General features: G+C 53.6%; 19 protein-coding genes. 5 read left to right on the plus strand and 14 right to left on the minus strand.

Going from position 1 to position 19,869, the window contains the following annotated elements; genetic code table 11:
- Nucleotides 1-23 precede the first annotated feature (23 nt).
- From F1728_RS06195 to asnB, 10 genes are all read right to left on the minus strand, one after another.
- On the minus strand, nucleotides 24-1,025 hold the full coding sequence (locus tag F1728_RS06195) for an SDR family NAD(P)-dependent oxidoreductase (RefSeq protein WP_155363367.1): 1,002 nt from the start codon (nucleotides 1,023-1,025) through the stop codon (nucleotides 24-26).
- A 40-nt stretch (nucleotides 1,026-1,065) separates the two neighbouring features.
- Nucleotides 1,066-2,190 (minus strand): nucleotidyltransferase family protein, encoded by a 1,125-nt coding sequence (locus F1728_RS06200; RefSeq protein WP_194242703.1) that lies wholly within the window; start codon nucleotides 2,188-2,190, stop codon nucleotides 1,066-1,068.
- Nucleotides 2,191-2,266: 76 nt separating this feature from the next.
- Nucleotides 2,267-3,427: a UDP-N-acetylglucosamine 2-epimerase gene (gene neuC, locus F1728_RS06205; RefSeq protein WP_155363369.1), complete on the minus strand. Its 1,161-nt coding sequence runs from the start codon at nucleotides 3,425-3,427 to the stop codon at nucleotides 2,267-2,269.
- On the minus strand, nucleotides 3,424-4,431 hold the full coding sequence (gene neuB / locus F1728_RS06210; protein ID WP_155363370.1) for an N-acetylneuraminate synthase: 1,008 nt from the start codon (nucleotides 4,429-4,431) through the stop codon (nucleotides 3,424-3,426). Before neuB ends, neuC begins: the two co-directional genes overlap by 4 nt.
- A complete protein-coding gene (locus F1728_RS06215; RefSeq protein WP_194242704.1) occupies nucleotides 4,428-5,066 on the minus strand; it encodes an acetyltransferase in 639 nt (212 codons plus the stop codon). Before F1728_RS06215 ends, neuB begins: the two co-directional genes overlap by 4 nt.
- Nucleotides 5,063-6,214 (minus strand): LegC family aminotransferase, encoded by a 1,152-nt coding sequence (locus F1728_RS06220; protein WP_155363372.1) that lies wholly within the window; start codon nucleotides 6,212-6,214, stop codon nucleotides 5,063-5,065. Before F1728_RS06220 ends, F1728_RS06215 begins: the two co-directional genes overlap by 4 nt.
- 44 nt (nucleotides 6,215-6,258) lie before the next feature.
- Complete coding sequence (locus F1728_RS06225; protein WP_155363373.1) at nucleotides 6,259-6,987, minus strand: acylneuraminate cytidylyltransferase family protein; 729 nt, start codon at nucleotides 6,985-6,987, stop codon at nucleotides 6,259-6,261.
- 193 nt (nucleotides 6,988-7,180) lie between these two features.
- Entirely contained in the window at nucleotides 7,181-8,503 is a 1,323-nt protein-coding gene (locus F1728_RS06230; RefSeq protein ID WP_155363374.1) for an O-antigen ligase family protein, read from the minus strand.
- Between the two features lie 205 nt (nucleotides 8,504-8,708).
- Nucleotides 8,709-9,398 (minus strand): sugar transferase, encoded by a 690-nt coding sequence (locus F1728_RS06235; RefSeq protein ID WP_228030529.1) that lies wholly within the window; start codon nucleotides 9,396-9,398, stop codon nucleotides 8,709-8,711.
- Between the two features lie 42 nt (nucleotides 9,399-9,440).
- On the minus strand, nucleotides 9,441-11,279 hold the full coding sequence (asnB, locus tag F1728_RS06240; protein ID WP_155363375.1) for an asparagine synthase (glutamine-hydrolyzing): 1,839 nt from the start codon (nucleotides 11,277-11,279) through the stop codon (nucleotides 9,441-9,443).
- 376 nt (nucleotides 11,280-11,655) lie between these two features.
- Here asnB and F1728_RS06245 point away from each other — a divergent pair, with 376 nt between their 5' ends.
- The 3 genes from F1728_RS06245 to F1728_RS06255 are packed head-to-tail and all read left to right on the plus strand — an operon-like array spanning nucleotide 11,656 to nucleotide 14,699.
- Nucleotides 11,656-12,921: a hypothetical protein gene (locus F1728_RS06245; RefSeq protein WP_155363376.1), complete on the plus strand. Its 1,266-nt coding sequence runs from the start codon at nucleotides 11,656-11,658 to the stop codon at nucleotides 12,919-12,921.
- A 45-nt stretch (nucleotides 12,922-12,966) separates the two neighbouring features.
- Entirely contained in the window at nucleotides 12,967-13,908 is a 942-nt protein-coding gene (locus tag F1728_RS06250) for a polysaccharide deacetylase family protein (protein ID WP_155363377.1), read from the plus strand.
- Nucleotides 13,905-14,699, plus strand: a complete 795-nt coding sequence (locus F1728_RS06255) for a formyltransferase family protein (RefSeq protein ID WP_155363378.1) — start codon at nucleotides 13,905-13,907, stop codon at nucleotides 14,697-14,699. Before F1728_RS06250 ends, F1728_RS06255 begins: the two co-directional genes overlap by 4 nt.
- 42 nt (nucleotides 14,700-14,741) lie before the next feature.
- Here the strand turns inward: F1728_RS06255 and F1728_RS06260 are convergent, their stop codons facing one another.
- From F1728_RS06260 to F1728_RS06270, 3 genes are all read right to left on the minus strand, one after another.
- Nucleotides 14,742-15,479, minus strand: a complete 738-nt coding sequence (locus tag F1728_RS06260; RefSeq protein WP_155363379.1) for a creatininase family protein — start codon at nucleotides 15,477-15,479, stop codon at nucleotides 14,742-14,744.
- Nucleotides 15,480-15,485: 6 nt separating this feature from the next.
- A complete protein-coding gene (locus F1728_RS06265; protein WP_155363380.1) occupies nucleotides 15,486-17,138 on the minus strand; it encodes a sodium:solute symporter family transporter in 1,653 nt (550 codons plus the stop codon).
- 95 nt (nucleotides 17,139-17,233) lie between these two features.
- Nucleotides 17,234-18,169, minus strand: coding sequence for a hypothetical protein (locus tag F1728_RS06270; RefSeq protein WP_228030530.1), 936 nt, complete (start codon nucleotides 18,167-18,169; stop codon nucleotides 17,234-17,236).
- 205 nt (nucleotides 18,170-18,374) lie between these two features.
- On the opposite strand from F1728_RS06270, the gene F1728_RS06275 reads away from it, so the two are divergent.
- Both F1728_RS06275 and F1728_RS06280 read left to right on the plus strand, forming a co-directional pair.
- Complete coding sequence (locus F1728_RS06275) at nucleotides 18,375-18,665, plus strand: hypothetical protein (protein ID WP_155363381.1); 291 nt, start codon at nucleotides 18,375-18,377, stop codon at nucleotides 18,663-18,665.
- Nucleotides 18,666-18,738: 73 nt separating this feature from the next.
- Entirely contained in the window at nucleotides 18,739-19,371 is a 633-nt protein-coding gene (locus tag F1728_RS06280; protein WP_155363382.1) for a CDP-alcohol phosphatidyltransferase family protein, read from the plus strand.
- A gap of 43 nt (nucleotides 19,372-19,414) precedes the next feature.
- On the opposite strand, the gene F1728_RS06285 is transcribed toward F1728_RS06280, so the two are convergent.
- Nucleotides 19,415-19,819 (minus strand): carboxypeptidase-like regulatory domain-containing protein, encoded by a 405-nt coding sequence (locus tag F1728_RS06285; protein ID WP_155363383.1) that lies wholly within the window; start codon nucleotides 19,817-19,819, stop codon nucleotides 19,415-19,417.
- Nucleotides 19,820-19,869: the final 50 nt, after the last annotated feature.

Consider the following 19,869-nt stretch of genomic DNA (forward strand, 5'->3'; position numbering starts at 1 on the left):
CTTATCTGAAAGAGGTGAATTACTTAAATGGAATAACGTTCCGCATTGAAATATTGTAAGTTGCGTCCGATCCATTCTGCGGTCGCGGCCAGACCGTCTTTAAATGAGACCTGCGATTGCCAGCCGGTCAGTTTTTGAATTTTAGAGTTGTCTGCCAGCAGGCGATTGACTTCACTTTTTTCGGGGCGAATCCGATCTTCGTCACAGATGATGGGGACTTCTTTCCCCGTGACTTCCATCAGCATTTGCGCGGTCTCTTCAATCGACCACTCTTCGCCACTGCCGATATTCACAACCTCTCCTTCTGCCTGCGGACAGAGGGCCAGCGAGATCATGCCGGCCGCGGTATCAGTTGCGAAGTTGAAATCACGGGTGGGTGTCAGGGCGCCCAGTTTTAATTCACTGCAACCGGCCTGCAACTGGCTGGCGATCGTCGGAATCACAGCGCGGGCAGTCTGCCGGGGACCAAAGGTATTAAAAGGTCGGGCGGTCACCACGGGCAGTTCGAAGGAGAGATAAAAACTCTCGGCCATTTTGTCCGCACCAATTTTACTGGCGGAATAAGGAGACTGTCCCACCAGGGGATGCTGCTCATCAATGGGAACGGTCTGAGCGGTCCCGTAGACCTCGGAAGTCGAGACATGCACGAGTCGTGTGAGCCTGTCTGAATTACGACAGGCCTGCAGCACATTCAAGGCACCGGTGATATTCGTATCCACATACGACCGCGCGGCAACGTAGCTGTAAGGAATCGCAATCAGGCTCGAGAGGTGAAACACATATTCACAGTCTGCGACCGCCAGTTGAATCCGTTCAGCGTCGCGAATATCGCCCTGAATAATTTCCACATTTTTCAGGACCTCGGGAGCGACATCGTTCAACCAGCCTATCTGATTCCAGGAATTGTAATACACGAGCGCACGCACACGGGCTCCCGCCTGGACGAGCTGCTCAACCAGATGGCTTCCAATAAAGCCATCTGCGCCGGTGACCAGCGTTTGTTTTCCTGATAACGACTCTGACATTGATTTGTTTCTTTTGATGTTTAAAACGATTGGGTAATGTTCAAGCGGCCCGGCGCTGATTCAACAGCAGATGAACGGCACTCTCGTCATCCTGGTCCAGCCCATCCAGGGTTTCGCGGGCCAGTTTGAGTTCAGTACGTGCCTTGTCCAGCTCGGCATGAGTTCCGATGTCCGACCAGTATTCGTGGACCGGAAACACGGCGACCCCCGGTTGACTGTTGAGATTCGACTCGATCAGGTCGGTCATGTTATAGGGCTGATTTCGCGGGACCTGACTGACGGCCTCCGGGGAGAGGGCATAAATCCCCGCATTACACAGAAACTGTTGTGATGGTTTTTCTTCCAGGCGGACTGCGAACGGTCCTTCTGTCTTAATCACGCCATAAGGGATTTCAACGTGATAATCGATGGCAGCGACCGTGAGCAGTGACTCATGTTTCAGATGAAAGTCGAGCAGCGACTGATAATTGATCGATGTAAAGACATCGCCATTCATCAGCAGCAAAGGTCCTTCGGGAGTCTCTTCAATCAGAGACAGGGCTCCCGCGGTTCCCAGCTTTTCCCGCTCGCGTAAAAATACGATCTCGGTTCCGAATCGGCTGCCATCCCCGAGATGCGATTCGATCATTTCGGCAAGGTAGTTCACAGCGATATAAATTCGCTCCACTCCCGCGGTTGCCAGACGACGCACCTGCCGTTCGATCAATGGCATCCCACCAACTTCTACCAGAGGCTTAGGAAGATTTTCTGTGAGTGGTAACAGTCGCCGCCCTTCTCCTCCTGCCATGATGAGGGCACAGCTGTATCCCGTCGCCTGTCCGGTGTCGGTCCGACGGGTCAGCTCGGAAGAGAGTACGACTTTGACGACGCGATTCTCGGCATCGACCAGCGGCATTGCTTCCAGGCCGCTGGAGTCGAGCAGTTCCACGAGTGATGACTGGGGCATAGCCACATCGGCCCTGGTCGGCCGGCAGTTCATTATCTGGGTCACCGAATCCTGCAGGCGGAGACCAGCCAGCAATCCACGACGCACATCACCATCGGTAATGACACCCTGCAGCTTTTGCGCGGGATCGACAACCACGGCGATCCCCTTCTTGCCAGCCTCGATGGCGCGAATTGCTTCTTTGATATCTGCAGATGCGCTGATCAGACAATCATTCATAAAGTCCATCCCTGGCCCACTTTATCCGAACAGGGATTCCATCTCCCTGATTGATTCCAGCTTCTCGATGTCGGGCTTAATCCAGATCATAAAAGGATTTCTGAGTCGTCCGACGGGGAAAATGCTCCTTGAGAATACTGATAATTTGCGACGTCGTCTTCCCTGCTCCATAAGGGTTCCTTGCCTGCGAACGCCGCTTCTGGAAGTCGGAAGAATACAATGTTTTAAAAGCCGACGCTATACCTGTTTCCGTGGGCTCACAATCGATGACCAGTTCCGATTTGATCCGCCCTGTCTGACGGTTGCCAATGTTAATCGTACCGATTCGAAATCCAGGTGCCTCGATGATGCCGCTCGACGAATTCCCCACGACCGCATCCACAAACTGCATCATCGACAAATAACGTAGTTGCCCCAGACTAACATAGGAATGGAACCGTTCCGGGTTTTTCGCTGCAAAATCATCGATCATCTGATTGATGATCCGCCCATCGGTGTCCGCATTTGTTTTTGTGAAAATGACGCTTGTATCCACCTGCTGCTCCAGCACGTTTAACAGGCTCTGGATCTGCTGCTCAGACGAATTGTGCTCCAGGGTCACGGGGTGAAATGTGCATAACAGATTATGAGTATTAAACTTAAACCCCAGCTGCTGCTCCAGATCTTCGCGTGAGAGCAAAGGGAGTCGACGCAGGTTATCCAATCCGATCGCCCCCACATTGAAGACCCTCTCGGGGGCTTCTCCCAGTTGAATCACCCGCTGACGGTAGGCGTCCGTGGAGGTGAAATGCAGTTGGCTCATCTTGGTGATCGAATGCCGCAGCGCGTCGTCAAAAGCTCCCTCGGTCACTTCTCCTCCGTGCAGATGAGCGACGGGAATACGACTGATGTGTGCAGCTGAGACCGCGCTGAATATTTCATAACGATCACCGAGCACCAGAATCAGATCGGGAGTCAGGCGGGTATATGCTTCCGCAAAACTGATCAGTCCCAGGCCCATCGATTTACAGATGCCGACCGGGGTATCGGAACTGAGCACAACTTCGACTTTTTCGTCGATCGTATAACCGTCTGCTTCGATCTCGCGATAGGTCAGTCCGAATTCGGGAGACAGATGCGATCCGGTCACCAGCAGTTGCAACTCGAAACTCTCATCAGCGCGCAGCGCTTCCAGCAGAGGGCTTAACAGACCGTATTCGGCCCGTGATCCGGTGACAACGCAGACACGGTTACTCATAACTCAATGATTTCGTCTTCGACATAATCTCGCCGGGCCACCTGGTTGATGACCTGATCCCACTGCATCGGACTGATCCCGGTTCCCGGTCGTTTCACGCAGAGGTTCTCTTCTGTGAACACGTCTCCCTGCTTGATATCCCCGGCAGCGACGATACTTTTACGGACTACAGGTTTATTCTTGGACTCAGAGGCGGAAGGTCGTTTGAGCGGACTGCCCAGCGATTTTTCCGTATTCCGGATACCGCGTACGAGCATCAGCAGTTCGTCCGGTTCCAAAGACGCGGCATGATCCGGGCCTTCCATGTTTTTATCGAGCGTGAAGTGTTTCTCAATCACGGTGGCACCGAGGGCCGTTGCGGCAATCGAGACTTCGATGCCCAGTGTATGATCCGAATAACCAACTTTCACACCAAAGGCATCGCGGATGGTGAGCATTGCCCGCAGGTTAACATCCTGAATGGGAGTCGGATACTCGGTATTGCAGTGCAGTACGGTAATGTTTTCACGGGAGACACCGTTGTTGATCAGAATATTGAGAGCGTCTTCAATCTCTCCCAGATCGGCCATGCCGGTTGAGAGGACCACCTGGTTAAAAGTCTGGGCGACTTTTTTCAGGTAGGGATAATTCGTGATCTCGCCTGAAGGGACCTTGATCAACTGCAGTCCCAGCGATTTCAGCAGATCGATGCTGTCCAGATCGAAGGGGGTCGAAATGAAAACGATGCCGGACTGCTCGCAGTAATCGTACAGTTCGCGGTGCGTCTCCTGATTGATCTCCAGTTTTTTGAGCAGGGTAAACTGGGTCTCTGATTCCCCATTCAGGCTGTTTTTCATCTGGTATTCAGCCTGGGGCGTTGATTTGCAGACCAGCTTTTCCGTTTTGAAAGTCTGGAATTTGATTGCATCGGCGCCGGCCTGCACAGCGGCATCGATCATTTTCTTCGCGATTTCGACACTGCCATTATGGTTTACGCCTGCTTCGGCGATGATGAATACGCTCATTTCGCGGGTACTCCTTTTACTAAGGCTCCATCCTCAACATCCCGGACCACGACGGCTCCTGCGGCGATGACCGCATTGTTACCGATGTGCGTGCCCTGAATTACCACGGCACCGGCTCCCAGGAATGCATTCTCGCCGACAGTGACGCCACCACTGAGGATGACGCCCGGGGCGAGAAACGCATGTTGTTTGATTTCACAATCGTGATCGATGCGGGCTCCCGTATTGACCACGGCCCCGGCTCCAATCCGGGTCTCTGTTTGAATTATCGCACCGGCCATCACCTGCGCTCCCTCGTCTAAAATCACAGACGGTGAGAGAATCGCACTGGAATGAACCAGCGGTGGTTGTTCGAATCCGAGTTCGCGGAGTTGACCGTACAGCTTCCGCCGCAAGTTGGTCGAGCGGGTGCTGCCGACCGCCACGACGGCATGCTGGATCCCCTGCTCTTGCTGAGCACGAAGTTCCTCGTCGGTTCCCAGCACCGGGACTCCCTTGACCTGACTTCCCACCGCGAGTTCCGGATCCAGAATACCTGCCGGCATATAGTTGTCCCATTCCAGAAGGAGATCGATGAGGACCCTGGCATGTCCTCCACCTCCAAGCAGAATGAGTGGTGTGCGGTTCTGGTTCATGACGACTCGAAATAAGCTTTGATGCATTCTACGACATACCGAATGTCGGCTTCGCTAAGCTGCACACTGGAGGGAATCGAGATGCAGCGGGCGTAGGCCGCTTCGGTCTCTTCCAGCTGGTATGTCTGACAATGCTGATACATGGACAGGGTATGCATCAGCTTCCAGGCTGGCCGGACCTGCACCTGACGTTCGAGTAAAAACTCCATCAGCGGCCCTCGATCCGCGGGAGGCACGAGCAGCGCACAAAGCCAGAAGTTGCTTCGCGCCCAGGTCTCTTCCCAGGCCAGTTCCGCCTGGGGAATTTCTGCCAGCAGTTCACGGTAGAGACAGGCGTTACGACGTTTGACATCCAGAAAGCCATCGAGCTGCTCCAACTGGGCAACTCCGAGTGCCGCCTGAATATTGGTGAGGCGATAATTGAAACCGACTTCATCGTGTTCGTATTCAAAGGGCCTGCGGTTGGCCTGGGTACTCAAGTGCCGAATGTGACTGGCGAGTGCTTCATCGCTGGTAGTGACCATCCCTCCCCCGCCACAGGTAATAATTTTGTTGCCGTTAAAAGAAAAACAGCCGACCTTCGCGAGTCCGCCCGTTCTGCGTTCGCGATAGTCTGATCCCAGGCTTTCGGAGGCGTCTTCAATGACAGGCAGTTGAAACTCCGCTGCAATTGCATTCAGCGGGCCCATGTCGACCGGATGACCGAAAATGTGCACCGGTAGAATCGCACTGACTCTGCGACCGGTACGACGGTTCAAAACAACGTCTGCCTCGCGAGTACATTCTTCAGTCAGGAATTGCCGCACTTTTTCGGGATCGAGATTGAAGGTGGCGGGATCCGACCCAATAAAAACCGGCTCGGCCCCACAGTAATGAATGGCATTGACGGGTGCGATAAAAGTGAAGCTGGGGGCCAGCACTTCATCACCGCGTTGAACGCCACATGCCAGCAGTGACAGATGCAGGGCCGCCGTGCCATTCACCGTGGCGACGCCGAACTGCGTTCCGACGTACTCACTGACCGACTGTTCGAAACGATCCACATAGGAGCCGACTGAAGAGACCCAGCCTGTGTCCAGGCAGTCTTTCAGGTAGTTCCATTCATTGCCGGTGAGGCTCGGTACCGATAACGGAATCGTTTCGCGCATGACTCGCACAATTCATAAAAAAGCAACAGCGAGGAGAACAGAATTCAGGCCGCTTTAGACCGGGGTGCCACCTGCAGCTGATTTTTCATCAACAGGCTGGCGACGAGGAATTCCCACTCCGTATCAATTTCCCACGATCGTTCGGTCGGCATCAGGTAACCGTAGGTCTCACCTTCCGGCCGAAAGGTTTTTGATTCACGAAACGCTTCCGTCTGGATGACGTAGACCGCGCCATTAAATGCATAGACGTCTTCCAGCAACTGCCTGCGGAGCTGTGACTCGTCCCGTTGTTCGGTCAGTTCGACCAGCAGTCCGTCCTCAGTCATCCCCCGCATACAGATCGGGTGACTGGGAGCGTGCATCATTCCAATTACGGATTTTGCATTTTTCTGCCGGGCGAAGTCGAGTGCCCCGTCAATGTCGGCTGCGATGCGAAAGGGAGACGTCGGCTGCAGCATGACCACATATTCCGCGACGAACTGGTCGTGCTCTTCGAGCCAGTCAATCGCATGCAAGACCACATCGGCGTGGCTGGAATCATCGAGAGCCAGTCTGAGCGGTCGCAGAAACGGAACTTCGGCTCCATACTGCCGCGCGATGGAGGCGATCTCTTTATCATCTGTCGAGACCACAACCCGATCCAGCTCCCGACTGGCCAGCGCCGCCTCGATCGTCCAGGCGATCAATGGCTTGCCTGCCAGTTCCTTGATATTTTTGTGGGGGACTCCCTTGGAGCCCCCTCGAGCCGTGATTAAGCCAACTGCACCGGCCATCCCTGGCCCCCCTTCCTGATTAGCGCTTCAAGTCAGAGCAGTCGCGGTATTTTGCATCCATTCCACGGCTCTGACAATCTGAAAATTCCTGCGAATTCATTGCGCGGGGATCATATTTCAACCTGTTTTTTGTGTAAAGGTGGAAACGATCCCGGCTTGAGACGTGAGTCACGTAGATGGGTTTTACCGGGAATCAGGCCGCATTTTGCAGGTTTTCAGCCTGACTGTCCGGGGCTTCGGCATCTGTTTCAACGTATGGCGAACCCAGGCTGGCTCCTGTCGCGGAGACCCCGGCTGCACAGGTCAGGCCCATCAGATAACCGAACAGCCCTCCCTCGGTGGTATCCAGCATCAGCGAATTTACCAGACAGACAATCATGTACACTCCCACAACCGCCTGAGCGAACGCTGGTTCCAGCCCGGAGATGCCTCGGGTAGAACGCCAGCAGAACCAGAACAACAGCAGGAACAAACCGACTCCTATCGCTCCATTCTGGACCAGCAGCATCACATACTCATTGTGCGGGTTCGCTGTCACCATCTGCCCCTTCTGCACCATCAACTGGTCGTAACGCATAGCGAAACTCCCCGTCCCGGAACCAAAGATCGGGCTGGACTGCGCGAGTTCGAGGCCATTTAACAGGAACTCTATCCGCAGGTTAACGCCACTGGCATGATCCTGTGTCTGGTGGTAATTTCTGATCTCGGAAATCACCAGATCGATGCGTCTCTGAAAGCGGTCCGAAGACTGATAACAGATCATGCCAATGACCAGTACGCAGGCGCCCGCGGGAAGAATCCCCTTGTATCCCAGCTTCTGATACATCAATACGCCAATCAGCACGCCGACCGCCAGATAGCCCGAACGGCCTGGTACGATTAACAGAACATTTACGGTCGCGATCAGCAGGATAGCGCCCCAGAACCAGTTTTTGCGAGGTTTCTCCAGAAATCGCCAGGCAGACAGATAGACCAGAAAGGACATTAAAATGTTCTGGGTGATCCGGTTTTTGAAGATCGCATGATCGTGCGAAGGGACATCCCATTCGATGCCGAACATCCAGCAGAACATGGAGACGGCCAGTGTCAGCAGCAGGGCCAACTCAAACATGCGAATGCCGCGCAGGCGTACTCGACTGTCGAGAAAGAAGGAAAGGTAGATGGGAATCATCAGAAACTGTCGGTATTTAAACAGGTTCCTGGTAGCCAGCGAGAGGGTCTGGGGCGTGTAGAGCAAACCTGCCGCCAGGGTGCAGAACAGGATCAGTGAAACCGTGGCGACCCGGTATGTTCGGAGCAGATGGAAGGTTACCCGATACTGTCCCGAAAGAAACCAGCAGATTAAAACTCCCACGCTGAACGCTGAGGTCAGACTGGTAGAGATCGGAATCGCAAAGCCGACGCCCAGCGCGAACCAGAGCCCGGTGCGAAATGAGAGCTCCTGGAACGTAGAGCGCTTCAGCTGCATCACAGGACTGGAGTCCAACTGGCTTGGAAGACCCTCAAAAATATGCATAATTTCAGATTCCGTCAGACTGCTTCTATTAATTTCGTATCAGGAACAATCACACCAGAAGTCCAGAGAGGTAATAGTCTGCAGCAGTTCAGGCACATCAATAGCAGGAATGTAATTTCCATGCGATACTAATTTTCCACGCCTGAACAGCAGATAACTTCCTCTCGGCATCCTGCTCTTCTCAGTAATCAACGTTTTACGAGTCTCAATTAGTTCCTTCACAGCGAATCACTTTGCGAATCGTCTGGATCAGGATCTGAATATCAAACTTGAGGCTGCACTGCTCCACGTATTGCAGGTCATAATTAATGACCGTCTGTTGAGACAGGCTGCTGCGCCCGGAGACCTGCGCCAGCCCTGAGACTCCGGGACGGACACTGGCCCGTTTGCGGCGTTCATCAGGTGTGGCGTTTTCCAGTTCAAATCCGATATAAGGACGCGGGCCGATGAGGCTCATCTCCCCGCGAAAGATATTGATTAATTGAGGCAGTTCGTCGAGGCTGGTTTTGCGAATCAGCTTACCGATCCCCGTCACACGGGCATCGTTGGCAGAGGTAAACTGGGCTCCCGTCCTATCAGAGCCGGCACGCATCGAGCGAAACTTGAAAATCGAGAATGGTCGTTCATTGAGTCCCAGTCGCTGCTGACGGAAAAAGACCGGACCGGGAGAAGTGAGTTTAATCAGCAAAGAGATCACCAGAAACAGCGGGGCCAATGCCACCAGGGCCAGGCCACTCAGCATGAAATCTGCGGGGCGTTTCCAGAAATAACCCGTGTGAACCTCGTGAGAAACCACGGTCGGTTCTGCAGGCATGTTTCGGGGATCAAAGTGAGGACCTCCTGACTGGCGGGCAGCAGAGTGACTCGTTGATTGTGATAGGCGTTGCTCATCCATGAGTCTGACCTGTTCCGAAATAATGTTGTTTATATACGAAAATCAAGCGGCCTGTTTGGGTACCGCCTCCAGCTCGACCGAACTCTGGATACCCAGTTCTGCATACGTTGGTGCATGATCGAACATGGTATCAATAAAGGTGCGCTGCCAGATTTCGAACGCGAGCAGCGCCCGCAGCGTGCGCGTGTGATTCATCCGCCCCGACTGGTGATCGCGGATCATTTCGCCGACGCGATCCGGCTGAAAGATTCCCCGCTCCAGCGAACGTGGCGAGAGCAGAACTTCATTCACAAAGGGGGCCAGTTCCCGTTTAAACCATTCGCCGATGGGAACTGTAAACATCTGTTTTTTACGGTAAATAATGCTCTGGGGCAGTATTTTTTCGCAGGCTTTTTTCAGGATTGATTTGGTTATTCCGTTGCGGAGCTTCAAGGCACCGGGAATCCGGAAGGCGAGGTTGACCATCCGATAATCGAGGTATGGTGCCCGCGGTTCGAGCGAGACCGCCATCGCCATTTTGTCGGGTTTAACCAGGTTGTTTCCGGGCAGCAGCAGTTTGGTATCGAGGGCCAGTGCCTGGCTGATGGGATCCAGATGACGGAACTCGGCCAGATGCGTGCGGGCGTACTGTGAGGCATCGGCGGAGGCGAGCTTCTGACTTGTTTCACTGGTATACAGAGACCGTTTTTCTGAAGGTCGAAACAGGCTGATCGCACTGATATACGCATTTTCGATCTGTTCGCGAGGAAGTGTGAGATCCTGTCCTGAAAAGAAATTGCGATGCACGTCGTAACCGGCGAACAATTCATCGCTGCCATCTCCGGTCAAAACCACTTTAACCGACCGGCGGGCGAGTGAACTGACGCGGTGTGTCGGCATAAAGGAGACATCGCCGTGCGGCTGGTCATTATGATAGACGGTCAACGGCCAGCTGGCGGTCAGGTTGGGGTTCAACACTTCACAGGTATGACTGGTACCGCAGAGTTCTGCGACTTCTCTAGCATAAACGGATTCATCAAAACGGGGATCGTTAAAGCCGATACAGAAAGTCTGTACGGGGTGAGGCAGTTCGCGACTCATTAACGAGACGACTGAAGAGCTGTCGATGCCGCCCGAGAGAAATGCACCGAGAGGCACATCGGCCCGCAGGCGAATCTGTACCGCCGACCGTAAGGTTTCAATAATTTCTTCGCACCACGATTCTTCCGTGCGACACTCAACGGGGCTGTCAGCCAGGTTCCACCAGCAACTCTGTTCGGTTCCCTGCGGGCTGATCTTGAGCATCTGCCCAGGCATGAGGTGGGTGATGTTCTGGTAGAGTGTGATCGGCGGCGGCACGAAATTGTAGGTCAGGTAGGCATCGAAACCTTCCCAGTTCATCTCGGCTTTAACGCCCATCGCAAACAGGGATTTGATTTCCGAGGCAAACATCAGTCGCTTGCCATCGTCATATAAATAGAGTGGTTTCTGCCCGATGCGGTCCCGGTAGAGCAACAGGGTCTGTTTGCGGAGATCGAGGATGGCAATCGAGAACATGCCGTTCAGCTGTTTGACGAAAGCTTCCCCGTCCCGTTCGTAGAGGCGCAGAATGACTTCGGTATCGCAGGTGGTTTTGCAGTTCAGTCCCTGGGCCAGCTCTTTGAAATTATAGATCTCGCCATTCTGCACGACGACGATCTGCCGGTCGTCGGAAAACATGGGCTGGTGTCCGCCCGCGAGATCGAGGATCGAGAGGCGCTGATTGCCGACGAGCATGCCCTCTGCTTCGAACCAGCCCCGATCATCGGGGCCGCGGTGCCGCATCCGTTCACATGCCTGTTCCGCTAATGCAGTTCCGAATGGGCGTCGCTCACGATCATACCCACCGATAATCCCACACATTACGAATCCTTTCGTCTGCTGCTACTGACTACATACTTCCCTGTAAAAATGATAGTCAGGTATTTTCGATATTGTGGCGTTTCAGCGAAAGATCAATTTTCCACTAATAAGCGAATATCGGACTGATTATCGAAGATATCAGGCATTTTTCATGAGAAGTAAATGTACCAGGTAGAATGCTTCCCTTGAAAATATTCATCCGCACAGTATAAGCTCCCCATTTGGGCTCCCCGTAAATCCGTCTCATTCCTGATTTTGAACACACGCATCCCTGATCTCGTCTTGACAAAAATCGCTATTTCTCAGTTAATCCGGGCCTGTTCCGGTATCCATTGTCTGCCAACCTGACTGATCTCTTCTCGCGACAGAATGAACCATGAATCTCTCCCCTCCTCAACGAAAACGGATCTTGGCCGTCTGCTATGGAGGCGGTCATGTGCTGATGCTGATCCCGGTGCTCAAACTGCTGGAAGCACAGGGCTTCGACGTGAAGATCGCAGGCCTGACCACGGCCGCGGCATCGTTGCGCAAAGCCGGTTTTGAACCTCTGGGCTTTCGAGACCTGATCCGTGAGGAAGATACCCGAGCACAGGAACACGGCACCCGACTGGCAACAGAGATGCACCAGGGGAGCAAGGTCAATTCCCTGGAAGAATCGATTGCTTACCTCGGACTCTCTTATGCTGACCTGGAAGATCAGCATGGAGCGGGAGGAGCGGCACAGGCTTTTAACGAGCAAGGGAGACAGGCCTTCCTCCCCCTGGGACCTGTGCGACGACTATTTGATCTGGTTCAACCGGATGTGCTGCTGACGACAAATTCACCTCGTGCCGAACTGGCCTCGATCCGAGTTGCCGCTGAACGGGGCATTCCTTCGGTCGGTGTGCTCGACCTGTTCGGCCTGCAACCTTATAACGATATTCCAGCAGACCGGGTCTGCGTCCCTTTTCATCAGGCGACTTCGATTCTCGTAGACCGGGGATTAAAACCCGAAGCACTCACAGTATCCGGTAACCCGAATTTTGACTGGATCCACGAACTGATCGGCGGCGCAGACCTGTCCGCTGACTGGCGGAGTCGGCATGGCGTGCAGCCAGGTGACCTGCTGGTGCTGTATGGGATGAAACCCCACTGGGATCAGCACGAAGAGTTGATCGTCCAGTGCCTGGAACAATTGCTTCCCAGGCGTCCGCACTGGAAAGTAGTCGTTCGCCCGCATCCCAATAGTGACGCGGTCCTCGCGCAGAATGTGATTCAGAGACTGGGGCCGGAGATCGCATTCCTGAATGAAAACACACCATTGTCAGAGGCACTGACTGCCTGCGATGCTCTGATCACTCACAAGTCAACGGTATCAGTGGAGGCGGCGCTGTTGGGTAAACAGGTCGCGCTGGTGCATTCGAACCACGATTACCCGACGCACGGAATCCCTTTACACCTGTTTGGCTGGGGAACGTTTTCGATCTCCGTGCCAGAGGCAATCGAAGCATTGTCCCGCTGGAAAAAGGAAGCTCCGGAGCGGGAAGCCGAGCGCGGTGCGAAAGTACGCGCTGCCTGGAACTGCGATGGCCAGTCCCACGTGCGGATCGCTGCCGTTGTCGCGCAAGCCCTTGCAGAGGGGCAGCAGCACCACGCTGCCTGATATCGGTCATATTTATTCTACTCATTATTGAATTATGGGAAACCTTTGAAGACTTCAGATCTCCGACCACACGGCATCATGTTTCATCATTTTCATAATGAAAAACATATTCAGGGACAGGGGGCAATCTCTGCCGACGAACTAGCTCAGATCATCGAATATTACCAGCAGTCACATCGGATCCTGCCTGCACGTGAATGGCTGGAAAAAGCAAATCAGGGTACGCTGGATGATCACGAAGCCTGCCTGACGTTTGATGATGCCCTGCTCTGCCAGTACGAAGTCGCTTTGCCCGTATTACAGCATTTTAACCTGACGGCTTTCTGGTTTGTATACTCATCTGTGATTACCGGCGGCAATGAAAAGCTGGAGATCTATCGTAAATTCCGCACGGTCTGTTTCGAAACGATCAATGATTTCTATCGGTGTTTTTACAAGACCATTAGCGAGTCACCTTACCAGTCAGCAGTCGCGACGGCACTCAAAGGATTTATTCCCGAAGAGTATCTCAAGCAGTTCCCCTTCTATACCGAACCTGATCGGCAGTTTCGCTTTGTACGGGACCAGGTTCTGGGCCCGAATATTTACACTGAAGTGCTGGATCTGATGATGCAGGCGGAGAAGATTGATCTGCCGGAATTCACCAGCGACCTGTGGATGAATGAGCAACAGGTGATCGACCTGCACGCGCAGCAGCATGTGATCGGACTGCACTCACATACGCATCCAACCGCACTGTCGGCGCTGGACGCGGATGGGCAGCGGGTGGAGTACCAGACGAACTTTGAAACACTGAACCGGATCCTGAGAGTAGCGCCGGACACCGTGTCACATCCCTGTAATTCCTACAACGCAGAAACACTTAAGATTCTCAGGGACCTGCAGATCAAAGTCGGTTTCCGTTCGAACATGGCTGAGCAACAGATTTCGCAGCTTGAATTTCCCCGCGAAGATCACGCCAATATCATGGAAAAGATGGCAGCATGAAAATCACGGTTTTCACCAGTAACCAGCCCCGACACCTTTCGCTGATCGCCGGCCTGGCTTCGATTGCAGATGAAGTCTTTGCCATCCAGGAATGCAACACGATTTTCCCGGGACAGGTGGCGGACTTTTTCCGACGTTCCGAAGTGATGCAGGAATACTTCAGCCATGTTATCGCCGCCGAGAAGGAGATTTTCGGACTGCCCCGTTTTTCACCAGCCAACGTGCGATCGCTGTCCATGAAACTGGGCGACCTGAACCGCCTGGAAATGTCCACCCTGCAGCCGGCGCTGGAGAGCGATTATTACGTGGTGTTTGGCAGTAGTTTTATCAAAGGGGATCTGATCGATTTTCTGGTCAATCACCGTGCTTTAAATATTCACATGGGTGTTTCGCCTTACTACCGAGGCAGCAGTTGTAATTTCTGGGCACTGCAGGAAGGGCACCCCGATTACGTGGGCGCCACGATTCACATGCTGTCCAAGGGGCTCGACTCGGGACCGATGCTGTTTCATGCCCTGCCGGCGCCCCAGGAAATCGAAGCGTTTCCACTGGGCATGCAGGCCGTCAAAGCCGCGCATACCGGACTGATTGAATATCTCCAGGCGGGCAAGATTTTCGATTTCGAGCCAGTCGTGCAGGACAAATCGCTGGAGCTCAAATATACGCGGAACAGTGATTTCACCGACGAAGTGGCAGCAGCCTATCTACAGGCTGCCCCCTCGGCAGCAGACATAGCGCATGCGTTGGCAGCGCGGGATCTGGAACGTTTTCTACACCCGTACCTGTTCTGAACGTCAGCCATCAGGTTATATAATCTGCTTACAGATTCCCGGTTAATGCACCTCGGTGAGGGAAGCGATTACCTCAGTCACCCGCGCGACGATTCCGGAAAACATCTGGGCTCCCTTTTCCGGAGTGGCCAGATCCGGTCGGCCGGTGGCCCCGGCGCTGGTTCGCTGATACATATCGCGACAATGATAGACGCCGTCTACCATGTCTAGTTCGTAATCGCTGAAATTCTCAATTTTGGACGTATGCACGAGTTCGGGACGCAGATGCATGATCAGCGACGTTTCCGCTTCGCAGGCATGTCCGACTGTTTTGCATTCCCCTTCCATGAGCGCTGCAATTTCCTGTTCGGCGATAGACCAGTAGGAAGCCGCGAGTAACTGGCAATTCGGGTAATGAACCTGGAGACGACGCAGAGCGGTCTGCATCGGTCCGATATTTCCGCCATGGCCGTTGAGAATCAGAATGCGCTGGAAGCCGTCATTCAGTACCGACTCGCAAATCTCGTAGAGCAGCGTTTCGTAATTTTCCACGCGAGGTGTCAGTGTTGCGCCCCAGCGAAGATGATGCTGACTGGCCCCCAGCCATTGTGTCGGCAGGAGCAGCAGCGATTCAGGCAGGTTCTGTTCTACCGCTTCCGCGACCGCGGTGCAGATAAAGTGATCGGTGCCGGTCGGCATGTGGGGGCCGTGCTGTTCGACGGCGGCGATCGGAAGCACCACCAGTGTGTCTTCGCGGGGCACGTTCTTGAGTTCGACGGCAGTCATTTCTATAAATTTCATGGCAGATTACTCGCTGGATTCCTGAGAAAGCGTCTGTTGGCCTCGCACAACATTCCAAAAAGTGAGCGGCTCCTCTTCCGAGTCCCTGCTGGAAGGAGATCCGTGAATCAGGTTGGAGACCAGGCTCACACCCAGGCCGATGACCAGACTCAAGCCAAAACCGATGGGCCAGTACCAGACCGAAAACCAGTCCGAGTAAAGATACATCAGGGCAATGGTAATGACCGCGCCCACGAAGGTTCCCACCCAGACGCCGGCGGTCGTCGTATTCTTGAAAAACAGGGCCAACACGAAGACCGCCAGTAAGGGTCCCCCAAAACCGGCAGTCATTTTTTTGCCGATCGCAAACACGTCTCCCATCTCACCGACATTACAGGCGAGGAATACCGAGAGAATTCCGATCAGGACGACCAGCGCCCGGTCCTGCAGGACTTCGATTTTATTGTTCTCCGGTTTCCAGTGTGGCATGTGGCGATCGCGGAAATCAACCATCAGCGCGGTTGTTACAGAGTGAATGCCCGAGTCGATACTCGACATCACGGCTGCCATCAAAGCTACCAGAAACAGACCGATGACCCCGGGAGGAAAATGCAGGCGGACATATTGCGGCAGTGCCTGGTCCTGCTTATTCAGGGCCCGAATGTCCTCGGCCACATATTCGGGATACGACTGATAGTATTCGGGGACCGACACACCAGGGGCGGCGTCCGTGCGCCAGTCGGGCAGTTGTCCATTCAGTTCGGTGGCAAGCACCGAAACCATCTCTTCAGGGAAGTGCTGGTAGTGCGAGTACAGGCCGATCCCGATGGCCAGCAGACCGGGGACCACGGTCCACATGCCGAGAATGTTGATCATGAAACCGATCTGGGACGTCCGTTCGGAACGGGCAGCGATATAGCGCTGGACGGCAACCTGGTCTGCACCAAATGCGGAGAGCCCTTCCAGAAACAGACCGATGAGCAGCGCCCAACTGCCGTATTCCAGAGTCATTGAAGGGGTGAAATCGATCAGGACATTGCTGCGTCCCTCGAAGTAAGTCGAAATGACACCCGAGACGCCCCCCTCGGTCTGGCTTAAAATCAGGCCGAGTGTCAGCAGAATCGTGAGACTGAAAATGAAGAACTGCATCACGTCGGTCCACATCACAGCCCGCAGACCGCCGAGCATCGTATAAAAAATGGAGACGATGCCGAGGACGACGATGACCATGGTCTGATCGACCTGCATCACGTTGGCCAGGACGACCGAGGCGGCATAGGTTGCGGAAGCCATCCAGCCGATTCTGAGAAAAATAAAGAGTCCGCTGGCCAGGGAACGGACCGACACATGGTAGCGGCGTTCCAGGTACTCATAAGCGGTCTGACATTTGAGGCGGGCATAAATGGGAATGAAGACCCAGAGCACCAGCGGCGCCATCAGTGAAATCGAAATCAGAAACAGGCTGATCCGCAGACCGCTGCCATATGCGATGGAGGGGTACATCACGAAACTATTGGCGGAAAACAGCGTCGCCATCACACTCAGACCGACGGGCAGCCAGCCCATCGAATTTCCGGCGGCAAAAAATTCCTGCCGGGTCTGATTGCGACCGAAATAGATCCCCAGGCCCACGGAGACCAGCAGGTAGGCTAGAATAACACCATAATCAAGCGTATGCATCTTGCAGACTGTCCAGAAAAATCAGGAAGGAGGGCCGCGATTCGTTTCGCTGCCTGGAGGTTGCCAGTCAGGATTCCGCCGTCTCATCAACGAAATCAGTGAGTGGCATTTTCATCAAAGCGAAATTCCGACTTGCCGGTAAACGTGGTCGAGGGAATCGTCGGACAGATTTTTTTCTCAATATGTTCCACGACCAGTTCGGTTCCCCGGAAATGACTGATGGGAGGATCATTCTGCTGGAAAAGCGAATCGGTGAGATCCCGGCAGAGAACCGCATTTTTTCCCTGGTAGACCATCTGTCTTAATCCAAAGGGGCGGCCGCAGACACACAGATTGGTGTGCACTCCCATCAGAACCACATTCTTAATTCCCCGCTGTTCGAGCAGATTAAAAACTTCCTGGCCGTTATCGCTGATGGCATCCTGGTCAGCGATATCAATGGTCGCGATCTGACGGGTCCAGGGAATTTTTTCTCCCTTCCAGTGACGCAGACCGGTTTCATCGGGTACCCAGCCTTTGCAGGGCACTTTACAACCACAGCCCCCTGCCCGGACGAAGTCGAGCGGCTGCCCTTCTTTTTCGTCATTCCAGTATTTCCATTTGAAATCCAGAGGTGCCTGCGCAAAGGGTGCGTCGATGGCGCGTTGTCGCTGAGGGGTATCGGCATAAAAATTCATGCGCCCGCTGGGAGCATGAATGATGAAGACTCCCTTATCCCGGGCTGCTTTGAGTGTTTCGTTCATCGCGGGCGCCATTTCGGCAACCCGTTTGGCGGCCTGTTTACAGGTATGATCGTCCCACATGTCACAGACGATGATCGCGGTCTCTTCCGGTTTCCAGTAGAAGGTTTCTTTGACAGGACGATATTTTCCCGCGTCATCGGCAACGCGTTTCTGGAGAACAACGGGAAACGGTTTGGTTTCCGTCTTTTTCTCAGCCCGCCCCTGTCCTGCAGGAACGAAAATGAGTGTCAGCAGCAGAGCCGCTGCGATCAGACGTTTTCCCCGATTTTGAAACGAGTGCGGATCCATGGTTCCCTCTCAATTTAAATTAAAAAAATATCAATCTCTGCGCGCTTCAAACGAATCTATCATATCAAACGCGGACCATATAAAAAGGAAACTTAATAAATCTCAGGAGAATTCTGTCTGAACTTTGTTATACTAGACGCTCCCCTGGCATCCCAACGCGTTCCCTGAATTCAATTTTCAGCAGAGAAACCCTGAGGTCTCCTCCATGACAAAAGCTGTCTGCTTTCAATGCGGCCATATCAAATTTGGCTCGTTCATGCCCTGCGACCAATGTCAGGCCCGGCCCCGGACGGATGATGAAATGATTGTGTCCCTGGCCATGAGCGATCATTACTTTGCGGATCCGACACTGGAGCAGATGAGCCAGTACATTCAGGAACATAACAAGCCTCCACAGTTGGATCCGGAATCTGAAAAAGTATTTCGACGTAATTTTGAAGAGGTCAAAGCATCCGGCGCTCTGGATCAACTGTTCGAAGAAGGCGAGGAGACCTGAAACACCGGGAATCGAATCGCGCGAACAGAATCCAGAGGGGGGTGTTGTCGACCTGGTCAGGAAGCCCACAGAGATGATTTCTCAAAAAAATGTCCCCCAGCCTCGCGTCTCCGTCTATGCCAGCGGTGAACAATCGATGATGGACGCGTCCCAGGCACGCCGGCATCGTTTTTTTCTGCCGATTTTGAAGCTGTTTGTCCGCTCCGGGATCACGCCGAACCTGCTGACCGGCCTCTCACTGCTGTGTGGCATCGGGTTCTGCTTTACCTTTGGGCAAAGCTGGGAAGGAGCGCCGCTGGTTGCGCTGGGACTGCTGTTTTTGCATGTGCTGCTGGACGGCATTGATGGTCCCCTGGCCCGTTTCATGGGAACGGCGGGGAATCGCGGTTCATTTACCGATACGACAGCAGACCAGTTAGTCGTTGCTTTTACGACGATTACACTGATTCATTTTGATGTGGTCCATGCCACGGTCGGGGGCTTATATCTGCTGTTTTATACGCTGGTCGTGGTCTTCGCGATGATTCGCAGTTCGCTGGCCATTCCCTACAGCTGGCTGGTTCGTCCCCGGTTTATGGTCTATGCATGGATTCCCATTGATGTTTACTTCCTGCCGGGCACGCTGAATTATCTGCTCTGGTTATGCGTGCTCCCCCTGGCCTGGAAGTCGACCACCGGCTTTTACAAAATCCGGAAACAACTCTGACGAGTTGAATCCGGATCTGTAAAAAATAGAAACGCGAATCTGATTATTTGGTTTTCAGATCAAACTGAAAATCGTTTTCCTGATCGGCTTTGACATCGGCAGTCAGTGTTGTCTGCTCATTGTATTTGGCCGGAAGCAGTTCATTGCCGGGTTCTTCCGGATTTTTTTCTTTCGAAATTTTGACGGTATAATTTCCAGGAGTTGCTCCAGTGACATCCTGGTTATACATCAGTTCGAATTTTCCGTTTTCATCGGTCATCGCGAAGGCCGTTTTTCCCTGCTGGGGCTGGAAAAGTACATTGGCCGCCGGCAGTGGATTGCCATCCAGGCTCACGGTTCCCGTTACTGTAGCCAGTTCGGGCAGCGATTCGCCGCCGGAACAAGCCGTCAATGCTACGACTGCCAGCAGGCAGCCGACGATTTTTTTCTCAAACGCTCTGTGTTTCATGACTTTCATCTGTCTTTCAGTGAATATACTCCCCGTTCGTTAACGGATCG

This window comes from Gimesia benthica (assembly GCF_009720525.1).
Taxonomy (GTDB): Bacteria; Planctomycetota; Planctomycetia; order Planctomycetales; family Planctomycetaceae; genus Gimesia; species Gimesia benthica.